16 protein-coding genes are annotated in these 17,252 nt (G+C 73.4%); 8 read left to right on the top strand and 8 right to left on the bottom strand.

Annotation, left to right across the window (positions count from 1 at the left end):
- Positions 1-33: 33 nt before the first annotated feature.
- The 3 genes from MFF56_RS16865 to MFF56_RS16855 all read left to right on the top strand — a co-directional run bounded on the left by MFF56_RS16865 (position 34) and on the right by MFF56_RS16855 (position 2,945).
- Positions 34-915: a F0F1 ATP synthase subunit gamma gene (locus MFF56_RS16865; RefSeq protein WP_066919615.1), complete on the top strand. Its 882-nt coding sequence runs from the start codon at positions 34-36 to the stop codon at positions 913-915.
- Between the two features lie 67 nt (positions 916-982).
- Complete coding sequence (gene atpD / locus MFF56_RS16860; protein WP_066919617.1) at positions 983-2,443, top strand: F0F1 ATP synthase subunit beta; 1,461 nt, start codon at positions 983-985, stop codon at positions 2,441-2,443.
- Between the two features lie 100 nt (positions 2,444-2,543).
- Positions 2,544-2,945, top strand: a complete 402-nt coding sequence (locus tag MFF56_RS16855; protein WP_066919619.1) for a F0F1 ATP synthase subunit epsilon — start codon at positions 2,544-2,546, stop codon at positions 2,943-2,945.
- A gap of 83 nt (positions 2,946-3,028) precedes the next feature.
- On the opposite strand, the gene MFF56_RS16850 is transcribed toward MFF56_RS16855, so the two are convergent.
- Genes MFF56_RS16850 through hrpB form a run of 6 tightly spaced genes read right to left on the bottom strand, consistent with a single transcriptional unit; the run spans position 3,029 to position 8,718 of the window.
- Positions 3,029-4,255, bottom strand: coding sequence for a CCA tRNA nucleotidyltransferase (locus MFF56_RS16850; RefSeq protein WP_066920627.1), 1,227 nt, complete (start codon positions 4,253-4,255; stop codon positions 3,029-3,031).
- Positions 4,255-4,512 (bottom strand): DUF6111 family protein, encoded by a 258-nt coding sequence (locus tag MFF56_RS16845; RefSeq protein ID WP_066920625.1) that lies wholly within the window; start codon positions 4,510-4,512, stop codon positions 4,255-4,257. The genes MFF56_RS16850 and MFF56_RS16845 overlap by 1 nt, the downstream gene beginning before the upstream one ends.
- Positions 4,513-4,544: 32 nt before the next feature.
- On the bottom strand, positions 4,545-5,177 hold the full coding sequence (locus MFF56_RS16840) for a CoA pyrophosphatase (RefSeq protein ID WP_066920623.1): 633 nt from the start codon (positions 5,175-5,177) through the stop codon (positions 4,545-4,547).
- Positions 5,174-5,764 carry a DUF1285 domain-containing protein gene (locus tag MFF56_RS16835; RefSeq protein WP_066920621.1) on the bottom strand — a complete coding sequence of 197 codons (591 nt, stop codon included), beginning with the start codon at positions 5,762-5,764 and terminating at the stop codon, positions 5,174-5,176. Before MFF56_RS16835 ends, MFF56_RS16840 begins: the two co-directional genes overlap by 4 nt.
- Before the next feature lie 18 nt (positions 5,765-5,782).
- Positions 5,783-6,214 carry a PaaI family thioesterase gene (locus MFF56_RS16830; protein ID WP_066920619.1) on the bottom strand — a complete coding sequence of 144 codons (432 nt, stop codon included), beginning with the start codon at positions 6,212-6,214 and terminating at the stop codon, positions 5,783-5,785.
- 44 nt (positions 6,215-6,258) lie between these two features.
- Positions 6,259-8,718 carry an ATP-dependent helicase HrpB gene (hrpB, locus tag MFF56_RS16825; protein ID WP_066920617.1) on the bottom strand — a complete coding sequence of 820 codons (2,460 nt, stop codon included), beginning with the start codon at positions 8,716-8,718 and terminating at the stop codon, positions 6,259-6,261.
- A 252-nt stretch (positions 8,719-8,970) separates the two neighbouring features.
- On the opposite strand from hrpB, the gene MFF56_RS16820 reads away from it, so the two are divergent.
- Both MFF56_RS16820 and mutS read left to right on the top strand, forming a co-directional pair.
- The gene (locus MFF56_RS16820; protein ID WP_066920615.1) at positions 8,971-9,252 is read left to right on the top strand and encodes a hypothetical protein; all 282 of its coding nucleotides are present in this window, start codon (positions 8,971-8,973) and stop codon (positions 9,250-9,252) included.
- A gap of 134 nt (positions 9,253-9,386) precedes the next feature.
- A complete protein-coding gene (mutS, locus tag MFF56_RS16815) occupies positions 9,387-12,116 on the top strand; it encodes a DNA mismatch repair protein MutS (RefSeq protein WP_066920613.1) in 2,730 nt (909 codons plus the stop codon).
- A gap of 71 nt (positions 12,117-12,187) precedes the next feature.
- Here mutS and MFF56_RS16810 read toward each other — a convergent pair whose 3' ends face one another.
- Together MFF56_RS16810 and MFF56_RS16805 are read right to left on the bottom strand one after the other, a co-directional pair.
- Positions 12,188-12,640 (bottom strand): response regulator, encoded by a 453-nt coding sequence (locus tag MFF56_RS16810; protein ID WP_066920610.1) that lies wholly within the window; start codon positions 12,638-12,640, stop codon positions 12,188-12,190.
- An 85-nt stretch (positions 12,641-12,725) separates the two neighbouring features.
- A complete protein-coding gene (locus tag MFF56_RS16805) occupies positions 12,726-13,811 on the bottom strand; it encodes a PAS domain-containing protein (RefSeq protein ID WP_066920629.1) in 1,086 nt (361 codons plus the stop codon).
- Positions 13,812-14,046: 235 nt separating this feature from the next.
- Between MFF56_RS16805 and MFF56_RS16800 the strand changes: the two genes are divergently transcribed.
- The 3 genes from MFF56_RS16800 (at position 14,047) to MFF56_RS16790 (ending at position 17,251) form a co-directional block, all read left to right on the top strand.
- Complete coding sequence (locus MFF56_RS16800; RefSeq protein WP_238230441.1) at positions 14,047-15,423, top strand: AmpG family muropeptide MFS transporter; 1,377 nt, start codon at positions 14,047-14,049, stop codon at positions 15,421-15,423.
- A 115-nt stretch (positions 15,424-15,538) separates the two neighbouring features.
- Positions 15,539-16,480, top strand: a complete 942-nt coding sequence (locus tag MFF56_RS16795; RefSeq protein ID WP_066920606.1) for an EcsC family protein — start codon at positions 15,539-15,541, stop codon at positions 16,478-16,480.
- A gap of 111 nt (positions 16,481-16,591) precedes the next feature.
- Positions 16,592-17,251: an MgtC/SapB family protein gene (locus MFF56_RS16790; RefSeq protein ID WP_373324092.1), complete on the top strand. Its 660-nt coding sequence runs from the start codon at positions 16,592-16,594 to the stop codon at positions 17,249-17,251.
- Position 17,252 lies beyond the last annotated feature (1 nt).

Below are 17,252 nucleotides of genomic sequence, written 5' to 3'. Positions count from 1 at the left end.
GCCTCTGGCCCTTGAGACCACCGGACCGCTTCGATGCCGAGTTTGAAGGACCTGCGGAACCGCATCACCTCGGTGAAGGCGACGCAGAAGATCACCAAGGCCATGCAGATGGTCGCCGCCGCCAAGCTGCGGCGCGCCCAGATGGCCGCCGAGAACGGCCGTCCCTACGCCGAGAAGATGGCCGCGGTGCTCGGCAACCTCGCGGGCAACCTCGTCGGCGGCGTCGGCGCCCCGCGCCTGCTCTCGGGCACCGGCCAGGACCGGGTGCACCTGCTCGTGGTCTGCACCGGCGACCGGGGTCTGGCCGGCGCCTTCAACTCCTCGATCGCGCGCCTCGCCCGCGACCACGCCAACCGGCTGATGGCCGAGGGCAAGACCGTGAAGATCATCACGGTCGGCAAGAAGGGCCTCGACGTCCTGCGCCGCCAGTTCCGCGAGCAGATCATCGCCTCGCGCGACATCCGCGGCAACCGGCCGGTGGACTACGAGTTCGCCGCCGAGATCGCCGACGACATCCTCTCGCGCTTCGAGGCGGGCGAGTTCGACGTCGCGACCTTGTTCTACGCCGAGTTCCGCTCGGTGATCTCGCAGATCCCGACCGCGCAGAAGATCATCCCGGCCGAGCTGCCGCAGGCCCAGACCAAGGGCGCCGGGGCCGACGCGGCGCTCGAGTTCGAGCCCGACGAGGAGTCCATCCTCGACGCGCTGCTGCCGAAGAACCTCACGGTGCAGATCTTCCGCGCACTCCTGGAGAACGCCGCCTCCGAGCAGGGCGCGCGCATGAGCGCCATGGACTCCGCCACCCGCAACGCCGGCGAGATGATCAAGAAGCAGACGCTGATCTACAACCGCACGCGTCAGGCCATGATCACCAAGGAACTCATCGAGATCATCTCGGGCGCCGAGGCGCTCTGATCGTCACGACAATCCCGAGCGCGCCGCGCGCGCTCCCGTCCGCAACAGAATCGAAGGGTCCGCACACATGGCCAGCACCGCTCTCCCCGGCACCGGCTCCAACAAGGTCGGCAAGATCACCCAGGTCATCGGTCCCGTCGTCGACGTGCAGTTCGACGGCCACCTGCCGGAGATCCTGAACGCGCTCGAGACCAAGAACAACGGCGCCCGCCTCGTGCTCGAGGTGGCCCAGCAGCTCGGCGAGAACACCGTCCGCTGCATCGCGATGGACACCTCCGAGGGCCTGACCCGCGGCCAGGAGTGCACCGATACCGGCGAGCCCATCAAGGTGCCGGTCGGCATGAACACGCTCGGCCGCATCATGAACGTCATCGGCGAGCCGATCGACGAGGCCGGCCCGGTCGTCACCGACACCTACCGCGCCATCCACCAGCCGGCCCCGGCCTACGACGAGCAGTCGACCGAGGCGCAGATCCTCGTCACCGGCATCAAGGTGGTGGACCTGCTCGCCCCCTACGCCAAGGGCGGCAAGATCGGCCTGTTCGGCGGCGCCGGCGTCGGCAAGACCGTGCTGATCATGGAGCTGATCAACAACATCGCGAAGGTGCACTCGGGCTACTCGGTCTTCGCCGGCGTCGGCGAGCGCACCCGCGAGGGCAACGATCTCTACCACGAGATGATCGAGTCCAACGTCAACAAGAACCCGAAGGAGAACAACGGCTCGGCCGAGGGCTCCAAGTGCGCCCTGGTCTACGGCCAGATGAACGAGTCGCCCGGCGCCCGCTCGCGCGTCGCGCTCACCGGCCTGACCATCGCGGAGCAGTTCCGCGACGAGGGCCAGGACGTGCTCTTCTTCGTCGACAACATCTTCCGCTTCACGCAGGCGGGCTCCGAGGTGTCGGCGCTTCTCGGCCGCATCCCTTCGGCGGTGGGCTACCAGCCGACGCTCGCCACCGACATGGGCGCCCTGCAGGAGCGCATCACCACCACCACCAAGGGCTCGATCACCTCGGTGCAGGCCATCTACGTGCCGGCCGACGACCTGACCGACCCGGCGCCGGCCGCCTCGTTCGCCCACCTCGACGCCACGACCGTGCTCTCGCGCTCGATCGCCGAGAAGGGCATCTACCCGGCGGTGGATCCGCTCGACTCGACCTCGCGCATGCTCTCGCCGACGATCCTCGGGGAGGAGCACTACTCGGTCGCCCGCCGCGTCCAGCAGACCCTGCAGCGCTACAAGGCGCTCCAGGACATTATCGCGATCCTGGGCATGGACGAGCTGTCCGAGGAGGACAAGCTGACGGTGGCCCGCGCCCGCAAGATCGAGCGCTTCTTCTCGCAGCCCTTCTCGGTGGCCGAGGTGTTCACCGGCTCGCCCGGCAAGCAGGTCGCGCTGGAAGACACCATCAAGGGCTTCAAGGGCCTCGTGAACGGCGACTACGACGACCTCCCCGAGGCCGCCTTCTACATGGTCGGCACCATCGAGGAGGCCCAGGAGAAGGCCAAGAAGCTGAAGGCCGCCGCCTAAGGCCGTCCTGCCCCTCCCGCTCTCCGGGGAGGGGCGCTCTATCGGCTCCGGCCCGCGCGCGGGCCGGGCAAGCCTCTCGGATCCGGGAACAGTTCAGGCGATGGCCACCTTCCACTTCGATTTCGTCGGCCCCGAGCGGTCGCTGTATTCCGGCGAGGTCGAGTCGGTGCAGCTGCCCGGCTCGGAGGGCGAGATGACCGTCCTGCCCGGGCACGCCCCGGTGCTGACCACCCTGCGGGTCGGCGTCATCGTGGTCACCGAGTCCCAGGGCAGCGGCAAGCGCATCTACGTGCGCGGCGGCTTCGCCGATGTCGGCCCGACCAGCGTCACGGTGCTCGCCGAGCGCGCCGCGCCGATCGAGGAGCTGACGCCGGAATCGATCGACCGCGACATCGAGGCGGCCCAGCTCGCCCACGACGCGACCGAGGACCAGCAGAAGCGCCAGGAGCTGAACGCGCAGATCGTGCAGCTGCAGGAGACCAAGACCCTGCTGCGGCTCTGATCCGTCCCCCCGAACGGCGGCCTCCGATCGCAGGCCCGCCGCGACGCCCACCCGGGCGTCGCGGCGGGCCTTTCTCGTTGCCGCTAGCCGACCGCATCCTCGAGGGCGTGGGCGATCAGCGCGTCGCGCGCCCCTGGATCGAGCGGGCAGCCCAGCGCGAGCCAGCGGGCGCGGGCGCGGGCGAGCGCCCGGCCGATGCCGCGGCCCGGGGCGAGGCCCCGCGCCACCAGATCGGCCCCGGCGACCGGTAGGACGAGCGGCGGTCCGGCGCGTAGCGCCCCGAGGATCCGGTCGAGGTCGGGGGGTAGGGCGGGCCGCGGCTCGCCCGCCAGAACCGCGAGCGCGCCCGAGGCCGCCTCCAGCCCGTGCTCGGCGACGAGCGCCCGGATCTCGGGCTCCGCGAGGGCTGGGCGGTCGCGGGCCGCGGCCAGCGCGTCGGCGTAGCGCTCGAGTTCGAGATGCTCGGCCCTCGACAGGCGCAGCCGCTCGCGCAGGCGCTCCGCATCCTCGCGGGTCAGCACGGCCAGGGCCGCGAGGGGGGCGGGCCTCCCCGCCGCAAGGGCCCGAGCGAGACGGCCCTGCTCGCCCACGCCGCCGAGGATGCGGGCGAGGAGGCCGGTGTCGCTCAGGGTCGCGACCATCGGGGGCGCGCCCGGCGCGGCCAGCAGCTTGAGGAACTCGGCCCGCACGCGCTCGCGCGAGAGCCGGTCGAGGCTGTCCCGGGCGGCAATGCAGGCGGCGAGCGCGGGCGCGTCCGGGGCGCCGTGCCCGAAGCGCGCGTGGAAGCGGAAGAAGCGCAGGATGCGAAGCGCGTCCTCGCGGATGCGGGTCGCCGGGTCGCCGATGAAGCGCACCCGCCCCGCCTGGAGATCGGCGACGCCGCCCGTGGTGTCGTGCAGGTGCCCCGCCGCGTCGAGGGAGAGGGCGTTGACGGTGAAGTCGCGCCGCGCCGCGTCCTGCGCGAAATCGCCCCCGAAGCGCACCACCGCGCGGCGCCCGTCGGTCTCGACGTCCTCGCGCAGGGTCGTCACCTCGATCGGCTCGCCCGCCGCGACCAGCGTAACGGTGCCGTGCTCGATGCCCGTCGGCACCGCCTTGAGGCCGGCGGCGCGGGCACGCGCCATCACGGTCTCGGGCAGGAGCGTGGTGGCGAGGTCGATGTCGGCGGCAGCGCGTCCGAGGAGCGCGTCGCGCACGCAGCCTCCGACGACGCGCGTCTCGGCCCCCGGCCCGTCCAGCGCCGCGAGGGCGCGGCGCACGCTCGGTCGCTCGCGCAGGCGCGCGAGACCCGCTCGGTCGAGATCCTGCATCAGCGGAACTGCCCCGGCACGAGCCGCCCGTTCTCCATGTGGGAGGGCACGTAGCCGCCGGTGCTGCGCGCCGAGAACAGGCCCGTGAGGACGAGCGAGGCGATCACCAGCGCGAGGCCGGCCAGCGCCAGCCGCAAGCTCTGGCCGTCCCAGTGCGCCCGGCGCAGCGGGTTTCGGCCCCGCGCCAGCAGGTAGACGCAGAAGAGCGCGAAGGGGATCAGGAAGATCCCGAATTCTTCGAGGAGGCGGCGCAGCATGGGTTCCGGGGCGGCGGGGGATCGGGACTCTGCTACCGCGCGAGCCGTTCGCGCAAGTTGTGCAGGATGCCGGCGGTCACGCCCCAGATCAGGCGCTCGCCGAAGGGGAGGGCGTAGAAGGTGCGGGTGCGGCCCTGCCATTCGCGGGAGCGGAGCTGGTAGCGGCCGGCATCCATCAGGAAGCCGAGGGGCACCTCGAAGACGTCGGCGACCTCGGAGGGGTTGGGCCGCAGGACCGCCTCCGGTGCGACCAGTCCGATCACCGGGGTGACGAGGAAGCCGGTCCCCGAGAGGTAGGGGTCGAGATAGCCGAGCGGGCGCACGAGGTCGGCGACGAGGCCGATCTCCTCCCAGGCCTCCCGCAGCGCCGCCTCGCGGGCCGTCTCCTCCGGGTCGATCTTGCCACCCGGCAGGGCGACCTGGCCAGAATGGTCGCGCAGGTGGGCGGCGCGCTGGGTGAGGATGAGGAAGAGGCCCTCGGTGCGCGCCACCACAGGCACCAGCACGGCGGCGCGGCGGTGGGGCGGCGGCGGGATCACGGCGCTGCCGTCGGGGTCGAGGCTGTGGTCGCCGCGCGGGTTCGAGGTCGGGTCGTCGGGGCCCGGCGGCCATGGCGACAGGCGCTCGCGACAGAGGGCGAGGAAGCCCGCGAGATCGAGGCTCACGCCGCCTCGGCCGGTGCGATGCGGTGGAAGGCGCCCCCGGCCTGAAGGCCGAGCCAGGGGCGGCCGTCGAGCACGCGCTCCTCGGCCAGCGCCACGAGGTCGTAGGTCAGCGCCCGGCTCACCAGGGCCCAGAGGCCGCCGCGGACCAGGAGGTAGGGCTTGAGCGCGCCGTCCTCCGCCTGCTCGAAGCGCAGCGGGTGGTCGGGACCGACCGCCACGAGGTCGTCGACGTTGGTGCGGAAGCTGATGCGGCGCGCCGCGCCCGCCCCGTCCACCGCCATCTCGACGGCACGGAAGGGCGCGTCGTCTACCGTGATACCCACGCTCTCGACCGGCGTGACGAGCCGGATCGCGCCGTCGGGCTCCGCCCGCAGGATCGAGGCGAACAGGCGCACCATCTTCTCGCGGCGGATCGGGCTGCCGTTGTGGAACCACGTGCCGTCGGCCGCGATGCGGATGTCGATAGAACCGCAATAGGGCGGGTTCCAGAGATGGACCGGCGCGGGACCGCGCGCGGGCAGGCCCGACAGGGCGGCGCCGAGCCGGGCGAGCGTCGGGTCCTGGGGGGCGTCGGTGGAAGCGGACATGGACCCGAGATAGCGCGCTCAGGCGCCCGCGGCATCGGGTCGGCGGCGCAGGATCTTCCAGACGCCCGAGGCGTAGGCGACCCGCCGGTCCCCGACCAGCAGATCCGTGCGCAGGAAGACGAGGGAGCCGGTGCGCTTGAGCACGTCCGGACCGGTCTCGATCCAGTCGCCGAGCCGGGCCGCGTCGATGAACTGCATCTCCATCTGCACGGTGACGCAGTTCGCGCCCTCCGCCGCCGCCATCGCGGTCTCGCCGAGCGCCCGGTCGGCGAAGCTCATCAGCATGCCGCCGTGCACCACCCGGATCAGGTTGGCGTGCCGCTCGTCCGCCCGGAAGGCGTAGGCCCCGTCCGCCCGGCGATAGACCGGGCCGACATGGGCGATGAAGCCGGAATCGCGGATCGGCTCCCAGCCGGGCGGGGCGTCGGGTTCGGGTGCGGTCTCATTCATGCGATCCTCCTAGGTGCAAGCTCGGCGCCGTGTCCCGCAGATCCTCACGTCCCGCGGGGCTTGGCGCGCCGGGTCGGCGCCTCGGTGCGAGGATCCTCGGGCCAGGGATGGCGCGGGTAGCGCCCGCGCATCTCGGTCCTGACCGCGCCCCAGGAGCCGCGCCAGAAGCCCGGCAGGTCGCGGGTGATCTGGATCGGGCGCTGGGCCGGCGAGAGCAGGTGGAGGACGAGCGGCCGGCCGCCGGCCGTCGGGTGCCGGTCGAGCCCGAACAGCTCCTGCACCCGCACGGCGAGGACGGGACCGCCCTCGGATTCGTAATCGACCGGGATGCGCGAGCCGGTCGGCACCGCGACATGGGTCGGCGCCGCCGTCTCCATGCGGGCGCGCAGCGCCCAGTCGAGCAGGCCGTGGAGCGCGCGGGCGAGGTCGTCCGCCGTGATCGCGTCGAGCCCGCTCCGGCCGACGATCTCGGGGGCGAGCCAGTCCGCCACGGTCTCGGCGAGCACCGCGTCGGAGAGGTCGGGCCAGGGCTCGCCCTCGGCCGCGCGCAGGAAGCGGGCGCGGGCGAGCCATTGCCGGAGGGCCGGGGTCCAGGGCAGGCGGTCGAGGCCGAGCCCGGCGATGCCGCGGGCGAGGATCGCTGCGGCGTCGAGGTCGGCCGGCACCGGCAGGGTGCGCTCGCCGAGCGTCACGGCGCCGAGGCGGCGCAGGGCGCGGGCCCGCAGCGCGCGGGCCTGGGGATCGAAGCTCACCTGCGTGACGGATTCGATGCGGTCGGCGAAACCCGTCTCGATCGCCTCCGGGGCGATGGCGGCGGCCGCGAGGATGCGGGCGTTGCCGGCAGCCCCCGCGAGGTCGGCGACCACCACGAAGGGCTCGCGGGCGAGCGCGGCGGCCGGATCGAGGCGCCCGGCGCGGCCGTTGGCCATCACGAACTCGCCGTCGCGCCCGCGCGCCCTGGCGACGCGGTCCGGGTAGGCGAGGGCCAGGAGAGCGCCCGGATCGGCGGCCTCATCGGAGGCCTGCCCGCCCGCGAGCGTCGCCCAGCCGGCGCTCAGGCGGCGCATGTCGGCGGCGCGCGGGCCGCGGTCGCGGCGGAAGCGGTCGAGGCGCTCGGCGAGGTCGACCGCATCGCCGCCGAGTCCCCGCTCGACCAGCACGGCGGCGAGATCGGCGGCGGCGCGGGCCTGCCCGAACGCTCCGGCGCTGACCAGCATGCGGGCGAGGCGCGGCGGCAGGGGCAGGGCGCGCAAGCGCCGGCCGGCCTCGGTGAGGCGCCCGTCGGCGTCGAGGGCGCCGAGGTCGGCGAGCATGACGCGCGCCTCGCGGAGCGCTGCCGCGGGCGGCGTGTCGAGGAAGGCGAGGGCGGTCGGGTCGGCCACGCCCCAGGCGGCGCAATCGAGCACGAGGCCGGCAAGGTCGGCGGCCAGGATCTCGGGGCGCCCGAACGGTTCGAGCGCGCCGGTGGCGGCCTCCGACCAGAGCCGCCAGCACACGCCCGGCTCCGTGCGGCCGGCGCGGCCGCGGCGCTGATCGACGGAGGCGCGCGAGGCGCGCGCCGTCACGAGGCGCGTGAGCCCCAGGCCCGGCTCGTAGTGCGGCACCCGGGCGAGCCCGGAATCGACGACGATGCGCACGCCCTCGATGGTCAGCGAGGTCTCGGCGATGGAGGTCGCCAGCACCACCTTGCGGCGGCCGGGCCGGGCCGGCGATACGGCGCGGTCCTGCTCGGCCGGCGTCAGCGCGCCGTAGAGCGGGGCCACGTCCACGTCCGGCCCGACGCGTCCCTCCAGAGCCTCCGCCACCCGGCGGATCTCCGCCTGCCCGGGCAGGAACGCGAGGACGGAGCCCGGATCGGCGCGCAGCGCCCGGAGGATCAGGTCGGTCGTCGCCGCCTCGACGCGCCGGCTCGGATCGCGCTCGACGTAGCGGGTCTCGACCGGGAAGGCGCGGCCCTCCGACGCGATCACGGGCGCATCGCCCAGCAGCGCCGCGACCCGCGCCCCGTCGAGGGTCGCCGACATCACTAGGATCCGAAGGTCCTCGCGCAACCCACCCTGCGCGTCGAGGGCGAGCGCGAGGCCGAGATCCGCGTCGAGAGAGCGCTCGTGGAACTCGTCGAACAGCACCGCGCCGACCCGGCCGAGTTCCGGGTCGTCGAGGATCATCCGGGTGAACACGCCCTCGGTGACCACCTCGATCCGGGTGCGGCCGGAGATCTTCGAGCCGAGGCGCACGCGCAGGCCCACCGTCTCGCCGACGCGCTCGCCCAGCGTCGCGGCCATGCGCTCGGCCGCCGCCCGGGCGGCGAGGCGGCGCGGCTCGAGCAGGACGATGCGCCTGTCGCCGAGCCAGGGCGCGCCGAGGAGGTCGAGCGGCACCCGCGTGGTCTTGCCGGCCCCGGGCGGGGCGACGAGGACCGCGCCTACGCCCGCCGCGAGCGTCGCGCGCAGGCGCGGCAGGACGGCGTCGATCGGCAGGGCTTGCGCGGCGGCGGCTTGCATCGCGCGGTGATGGCGCGGCGGGCGCGACAAGGCAATCCGGGCGGGCCCCGGACGGACAATCCCATCGCACGACCCCGATCCTATGATGGCGCAGTCAGGCGGCGAGCGGGGCGCGTGCACGTTCAGACTTCGATAATCGTCCCGACGGAATGTCGCGAGGCAGCGAGAAATTTCTCCGTATCCGTCGGAACCGCATAGGATGGAACAACTTATCGGCTCGACGCGCGCAGCCTGCGCGACGTGGAGACTTACATGACGCGCATTGCCCTCACCCTGGCGACCGGCCTGCTGCTCGGCGGCCTCGCCTCGCTGCCCGCCTCGGCGGCTCCGCTCTCGGTGCCGGCCGGCGTCACCGCCACCGACGGCGTCGAGACGGTCGCCTACCGCCACCACCGCCGTTACCACTCCACCCGGGCCGAGCGCCGCATGCGCCGCATGAACACCATGCGCTACGGCAACCCGAACGCCCGCAACCCGCAGCAGCCCGGCTACAAGCAGCAGCTCGGCAACACCACGGGCGGCCCGCGCTACTGAGCCGCCCGGCTCATACGAGAGGCCAGGGGGCTGCCGCGCGAGCGGCGGCCCCTTTCCGTTCGGCGGCCGCGCTTCTCCCCAGCGATGCGACGTGCCGCGCCTGATTCGCCGGCCGGGCTCTGGTAGAACGGGGCATGGCCCGCAGCACCGCCGCCCGACAGATCGCCAGCCCGCCCGAGGCCGCGCCCGCCCCGGAGACCCCGGGCGCCACGCCGATGATGGCGCAGTACATCGAGATCAAGGCGGCCAACCCCGACTGCCTGCTGTTCTACCGGATGGGCGATTTCTACGAGCTGTTCTTCGCCGACGCGGAGACCGCCTCGCGGGCGCTCGGCATCGTGCTGACGAAGCGGGGCAAGCACGGCGGCGCCGACATCCCGATGTGCGGCGTGCCGGTGGAGCGGGCCGACGACTACCTGAGCCGCCTGATCGCGCTGGGCCACCGCGTCGCCGTCTGCGAGCAGACCGAGGATCCGGCCGAGGCCAAGCGCCGGGGGCCGAAATCGGTGGTGCGGCGCGAGGTGGTGCGGCTCGTCACCCCCGGCACCATCACGGAGGACCGACTGCTCGACCCCGCGCGGGCGAACCTCCTCCTCGCGATCGGCCGGCGCAAGCTCTCGGAGACCGCCCACGCCTACGGGCTCGCGGCGGTGGACATCTCCACGGGGCGCTTCTCGCTGAGCGAGGTCGCGGGCCAGGAACTCTCCGGCGCGATCAGCCGGCACGACCCCAGGGAGATCGTGCTCTCGGAAGCGCTCCATGCAGACCCGGCGCTGGGCCGCCTCTGGCAGGAGACCCGCGCGGCCGTCGTGCCGCTGCCGCAGGGCGAGCTGGAGCCGGCGGCGGCCGAGCGGCGCATCCGCGAGCAGTACGGCGTCTCGACGCTGGAGGGCTTCGGCCAGTTCAGCCGCGCCGAGATCGCGGCGGCGGGCGCGGCGCTCCTCTACATCGCCCGCACCCAGCTCGCCGCCCGACCGCCCCTGCAGGTCCCGACCCGCGAGGCCGGCGGGGCGACGCTCAGCATCGACGCGGCGACACGCGCCAACCTCGAACTCACCCGCACGCTCTCCGGCGAGCGCCAGGGCAGCCTGCTCGACGCCATCGACCGCACCGTCACGGCGAACGGGGCGCGGCTGCTCGCCGAGCATCTGGCCGGCCCGCTCACCGATCTCGCCGCCATCGCGCGCCGGCAGGAGGCGGTCGCGCGCCTCGTCGAGGAGCCGGCCCTGCGCGGGACCCTGCGCGACACGCTCGCCCGCGCGCCCGACATCGCCCGCGCGCTCTCGCGCACCGGCCTCGGCCGGGCCGGGCCCCGCGACCTCGCGGCGATCCGCGACGGGCTCGATGTGGCCGCCGCGCTCGGCGCGCGGCTCGCGGCGGAGCCCGACCTGCCGGACGCCCTGGCGCGGCTCGGGCGCAGGCTCGCCCGGATCGACGCAGACCTCGTGGAGCGGCTGCGCGCCGCGCTGGCCGACGACCTGCCGCTCAACCGGCGCGACGGCACCTTCGTGCGCGCCGGCTACCACGCCGAGATCGACGAGGCGCGCTCGCTCGGCCAGGATTCGCGCAAGGTCATCGCCGCGCTGCAGGCGCGCTACGCCGAGGAGACGGGCTGCCGCACCCTGCGGATCAAGCACAACAACATGCTCGGCTACTACATCGAGGTGCCGCAATCGGTCGGCGAGGCCTGCCTCAAGGGGCTGATGCAGGACTTCGTGCATCGCCAGACCATGGTGGACGCGATGCGCTTCACCAGCGTCGAGCTCGGAGAGCTCGAGTCGAAGATCTCCGGCGCTTCCGACCGCGCGCTGGCACTCGAGACCGCGGTGTTCGAGGATCTGGCGGCGCGCGTGCTGGCGGGCGCCGAGGCCATCGCGGAGACCGCCGAGGCGCTGGCGCGGCTCGACGTGGCGGCCGGCCACGCGGAACTCGCGGTCGAGCTCGACTGGCGCTGCCCGGTGGTGGACGATTCGCTGAGCTTCGTGGTTACGGCCGGTCGCCACCCCGTGGTCGAGGCGGCCCTGAGACGGTCGGGCGAGGCCTTCATCGCCAACGATTGCGACCTGTCGGGGGACACGCGCGGGCGGATCCGCCTGATCACCGGCCCGAACATGGGCGGCAAGTCGACCTTCCTGCGCCAGAACGCGCTGATCGCGGTGCTGGCGCAGATCGGCAGCTTCGTCCCGGCGGCCGAGGCGCGCATCGGCCGGGTCGATCGGCTGTTCTCCCGCGTCGGCGCGGCCGACGACCTCGCCCGCGGGCACTCGACCTTCATGGTCGAGATGGTCGAGACCGCCGCGATCCTGAACCAGGCGACGCGGCGCTCCCTCGTCATCCTCGACGAGATCGGGCGCGGCACCGCGACCTTCGACGGGCTCTCGATCGCCTGGGCCTGCCTGGAGCACCTGCACGAGGCGAACGCCTGCCGGTCGCTCTTCGCCACGCATTTCCACGAGCTGACGGCGCTCGGCCAGCGGCTGGCGCGGCTCGACAACGCCACGCTCAAGGTCGCCGAGCACCGGGACGAGGTGGTGTTCCTGCACGAGGTGGTGCCGGGCGTGGCCGAGCGCAGCTACGGGCTGCAGGTGGCACGCCTTGCAGGGCTCCCGGCCACCGTGGTGGCCCGGGCGGGCGCGATCCTCAAGGGCCTGGAGAAGGCCGAGCGCGAGCGCCCGGGTCGTCCCCGCATCGACGACCTGCCGCTCTTCGCCAACCTCGCGCCGCCGCCCCCGCCGCCCGAACCCGAGCCCGCCGCGGACGACGCGCTGGGGCTCATGCTCGACGCGATCGACCCGGACGCGCTCACGCCGCGCGAGGCGCTCGACGCGCTCTACCGGCTGAAACGGGCCCGGGCCGAGGGCTGACGTAGCCGGGCGCGGCGCCGGGGAGGGCGCAGAGGGGCGGTATCGGCGGATGGGCAGGCCGGAGGCGCCCCTCAGGGCGCGGCCGCGCAGGCCGGCGCCGGGTGGAAGCCGTCGGGGCAGGGCGCGTGGGGCCGGCCCGCGCGGCAGCCCGCCAGATAGGCCAGCGTGCTCGCCACCACGCGCTCGGAATAGGGCTTTGCGATCACCCCGAAGGCGCCCGCGAAATCGTCCGGGATGCGCTTGGCGTTCGCCGTCATGAACACGACCGTCGTGCGCGGGTCGGCGGCGAGCGCCCGAGCCACCTCGATCCCGGTCGGGCCGTCCACCAGATGGATGTCGACGAGGGCCACGTCCGGCGCCGTGGCGCGCCCGACCGCGATGGCCTCGCTGGAATTGCAGGCGACGCCGACCGTGACGTGGCCGAGATCGTCCAGCAGGCATTCGAGCTCGAGCGCGATCAGCGCCTCGTCCTCCACGACGAGGATGCGCAGGGAAGGGCCGGATGGCGCGGCGTCAGCGGTCATGGAACCTCATGCGGCACGCTCGAGCCCGAGGCGGCCGTCCCCTGCGTGGCCCAGGGCGGCAGACTGCGCGAAGACCGGGCGCATCTCAAGCGCCTCCCTGGAGCGGCACGCGGATCTCCACACGGGTGCCCGGCGCTCCTTCGGACCAGGCGATCGATCCGCGCAGCTGCCGCACGACCATCTCGACCAGGCTGCGCCCGAAGCCCGCTGGGTTCGGCGGCGCCGTCCCCAGACCGATGCCGTCATCCGCCACGACGAGGACCAGCATGTCGTCCTCGCGGCGCCCATCCACGGTGAGGCGTCCGCTCCGCCCTCCCGGGAAGGCGTGGCGGACGGCGTTCGTGGTGAGTTCGTGGATCATCAGCGAGAGCGGCGCGGCCATCGCGGCCGCCACAGCGATCGGCTCGACATGCGCCTCGATCCGGGTCCGCTCCGGGTCCAATCCGGCTTCGAGGTCGGAGAGGAAGTCCCCGGTGAAGTCGCTGAGGTTGAAGTGGGCGACGTCGCCCTCCGAGTAGAGCATCCGGTGCGCCGTCGAGAGCGCGCCGATGCGCTCGGCCATATTCTGCAGGGCGTCGCGCGCCTCGCCCTCCGGGGTGCGCCGCGCCTTCAGCAGCATGAGCGACGAGATTACCTGGAGGTTGTTCTTCACGCGGTGATCGACCTCGTGGAGCAGGGCGGTCTTCTGGGCGAGCGCGCGCTCCAGATCCGCGGTCCGCTCCCCGACCTGCCGCTCCAGCTCGTCGTTGGTCCCCCGCATGGCCGATTCGGCCCGACGCTTGTCCGTCATGTCGGCCTGGGCGGCGAAGAAATAGGCGATTCCGCCCGCCTCGTCGCGGATCGGATTGATCGTCATCCCGTTCCAGAAGGGCGTGCCGTCCCGGCGATAGTTGAGGATCTCGAGGGCGATCGGCTCGCCGGCGCCGATCGCCGCGCGCATGCGGGCGATCTCCTGGCGATCCGTCTCAGCCCCCTGCAGCAGGCGGCAGTTCCGGCCGATCAGCTCGTCGCGCGCGTAACCCGTCTGGTTCAGGAACGCGTCGTTGACCCAGACGATCGGGTTGTCGTGCCCGCGCGCGTCCGTCACGATCATCGGGGTCAGGCTCGCGCCGAAGGCGAGCGCGAAGGTGGCAGGCGCCATCGCGGCCGGGTGGGCACTGTCCTGCGTCATGCTGCAACCGTCCGTGACGCTCGTCCCGGCCGCGCGCGTCTCCGGCGAGCGGAAGCGTTCGTCCCCCCGGCCGTACATCTCAAGGACCAGTTTTCGGCAAAGCCGTTAACGAAAGGTCGAGCATGATTCCCCCGCCACGTCGAACGCGTCAGCTGGCGACGCGGGCTTCACCCGCTCTCGCAAGTCGGCCACGGTTCTGCGTGACAAGGCGCACGGCTGTGAGGAGTTCCATGCCATGGCGGGCAGAACGGCGATGCACACAGGAATGAAGGCCGCGCGCGAACCCAGCTCCGGCAGGCCGCGCCTGCGCCTGCGCGACGTGATGGAGGATGCGCGCATCGCCCTGATGCTGGCGCTGGGCTTCGCCTGCGGCCTGCCCATCCTGCTGGTCTTCTCGACGCTCTCGGCCTGGCTCGCCACCGCGGGCATCCAGCGCACCAGCATCGGGCTCCTCTCCTACGTCTCCCTCGCCTACTCGCTGAAGTTCCTCTGGGCCCCGGTGATCGACCGGGTCGACCTGCCGTTCCTCGCCCGCAGGCTCGGTCGCCGCCGCTCGTGGATGGTGCTGTCCCAGGTCGCGGTCGCGGCCGGCCTTCTCGGCATGAGCCAGGGCGACCCGGCGGCGTCCCTGAGCTTCATGGTGATCTGCGCGCTCGTGACCGCCTTCGCCTCGGCGACGCAGGACATCGTGGTCGATTCCTGGCGCATCGACGCGGCGCCGACCGAGCGGCAGGGCGTGATGCTGGCCGCCTACCAGCTCGGCTACGCGATCGCCCGGGCCTTCGCGGGGGCGGGCGCCCTCTACATCGCGCAGGGTGCGGGCTGGAGCCTCGCCTACGGGACGATGGCGGCCTTGATGCTGGTCGGCCTGACGGCGGCGTTCCTCGCCCCGCGCCAGGACCCGGTCGCGGTTCCGGGCGAGCGGCGCTCGGTGGCCACGACGCTCCGGATCGCGGTGGTCGATCCCTTCTCGGACCTCGTCCGGCGCAAGGGCTCGCGGCTGGTGCTGATCCTGGCGCTGATCATGCTCTACCGCCTGCCCGACATCATCTCGGGCGTGATGGCCCAGCCCTTCTACATCGAGCAGGGCTTCACGCTGACCGAGATCGCCAACGTCACGAAGGTCTACGGGGTGATCGTCGGCGTGGTCGGCGCCCTGGCGGGCGGCTGGGCGGTGATCCGCTTCGGCCTGCAGGCCTCGCTCCTGTTCGGCGGCATCGTGGCGGCGGCCTCGAACCTGATGTTCTCCTGGCTCGCCGTCTCGGGCCACGACACGTGGCTCTTCGTGCTCAGCATCTCGATCGACAACTTCGCCGGCAACTTCGCCGGCACGGCGCTCATCGCCTACATGTCGAGCCTCGCCTCGCCGGCCTTCGTGGCGACGCAGTACGCGCTGCTCTCCTCGCTCTACGCGCTGCCCGGCAAGTTCGTGGGCGGGTTCTCGGGCTACATGGTCGATGCGATGGGCTACCCGGCCTTCTTCGCGGCGTCCGCCGGCATCGGCATCCCGGTGGCGCTGCTCTGCCTCGCGCTGATCGCGCTGCGCGAGGGCGCGGCGGAGCCCGCGCCCGTCCCGGTGCCCGAGGACGAGGCGGTGGCCGCCAAGGCCTGAGACCGCGTCCGCGGGAGGGAGGGGATCGGCGGAACCAAGCCGCGGCCGCGGCGCTTGCTCAGGGCCACAGGCCCACGGCGGCAGCGCGCCGCACGCAGAGTTCGGGGACAGCACCGTGAGCGACCTCATCAGCCTCGACGAGACCCTGCCGACCGCGACCGCCGCTCCGGACCGCGCGCTGACCGCGGAGGATCTGGCGGCGCTCCGCCGGGCCGTTCGCGCCCTGGAGCAGCCGGGCCTCGCCGCGCGGCTCTCGGCGGCGGCGGGCGCACCGCTGGAGATGATCGGCCGCTCGCTGCCGGCCCCCGTCACCGAGGTCGTCGGGCGCAGCACCGAGGCCGCGATGCGCGGCGCGCTGCGGGTGGCGCTCGCCACCCTGCCGCGCAAGGAGATCGTCGCGGACGCGGAAACCTCCACGGACACCGCCGTCGCGGTCGTCGAACGGGCCGAGAGCCGCATCGAGGGCCGGCTGGCTCGGCTGCTCGGCTCCAGCGAGACCGCCCACAAGGCGCTCGCCGCGGTGACGGGCGCGGTCGGCGGCGCCTTCGGGCTGGCGACCCTCGCGGTGGAGTTGCCGGTCTCGACCACGCTCATGCTGCGCTCGATCGCCGAGATCGCCCGCGAGGAGGGCGAGGACGTGGAGACGCCCGAGGGCGCGCTCGCCTGCGTGCAGGTCTTCGCGCTCGGCGGCCGGCCGGGCCAGAACCTCAGCGAGAGCGGCTATTTCGCGGTGCGCGCGGCGCTCGCCAAGACCATGGCGGAGGCCGCCCGCTACGCCGGCAGCAAGACCCTGCTCGACCAGGGCGCGCCGGCGCTCATGCGCTTCACGGCGCAGATCGCGGCCCGCTTCGGCCTGGTCGTCTCGCAGAAGGTCGCCGCCCAGGCGGTGCCGGTGCTGGGCGCGGTCGGCGGCGCCACGGTCAACACCGCCTTCATGAACCACTTCCAGACCATGGCCCGCGGGCACTTCACCGTGCGGCGCCTGGAGCGGGCCTACGGCCGGGAGCCGGTGCGCGAGGCCTACGAGCGCGAGAAGGCGGCCCTGGGCGTCGCCTGATTCCCCCGCGAGCGGGATAGCCGCCGAACGCGGCATGGACGACGGCGGGCTGGCGGGCCAGGATGCGGGCCGGAGCAACCCGGAGACGCGCCCCTGATCGGCAACTGGGAGATGATCGGGCGCCTCGCGATGGCGGCGGCGCTCGGCAGCGTGATCGGCCTGGAGCGCGAGCGGCTGCTCTGGGCGGCGGGCCTGCGCACGCACATGCTGGTCTGCACCGGGGCCTGCCTGTTCATGCTGGTCTCGGCCTTCGGCTTCGGCGACGTCGCCGGGCAGAGCCACGTCGTGCTCGATCCCTCGCGCGTCGCCGCCCAGGTGGTCTCCGGCATCGGCTTCCTGGGCGCGGGCACGATCCTGCTGCGCGGCGAGATGGTGAAGGGGCTCACCACCGCGGCGAGCCTCTGGGCGGTGGCGGCGATCGGGCTGGCGAGCGGCGGCGGTCTCTACGTCCCGGCACTCGCGGCCACGGCCATCGTCTTCGCGATCCTGGCCGGGGTGAAGCCCGTGGAGGAGAGCTGGCGCTCCCGGATGCGTCCGCAATGCCTCGACGTGGTGGCGCAGGCCGGCGCGCTCTCGCTGGAGGGGCTGCAGGAGGCGACCGGCCTGCCGGCCTCGCGGGTCCGGCAGTTCGTGGTGCGGCCCGGCCCGGCGAAGGACCAGGACGCGATCCGGATCGTGCTCACCCGCCTCTCGGCCGCCCAGGCCGAGCGCATCGCCCGCACCCTCCGGGCGACGCCCGAGGTCGAGAGCGTGGCGATCGAGGCGGCCTGAC

This window comes from Methylobacterium hispanicum, assembly GCF_022179285.1.
Classification (GTDB): Bacteria; Pseudomonadota; Alphaproteobacteria; order Rhizobiales; family Beijerinckiaceae; genus Methylobacterium; species Methylobacterium hispanicum.
This window is presented reverse-complemented; position numbering and strand designations above follow the sequence as displayed.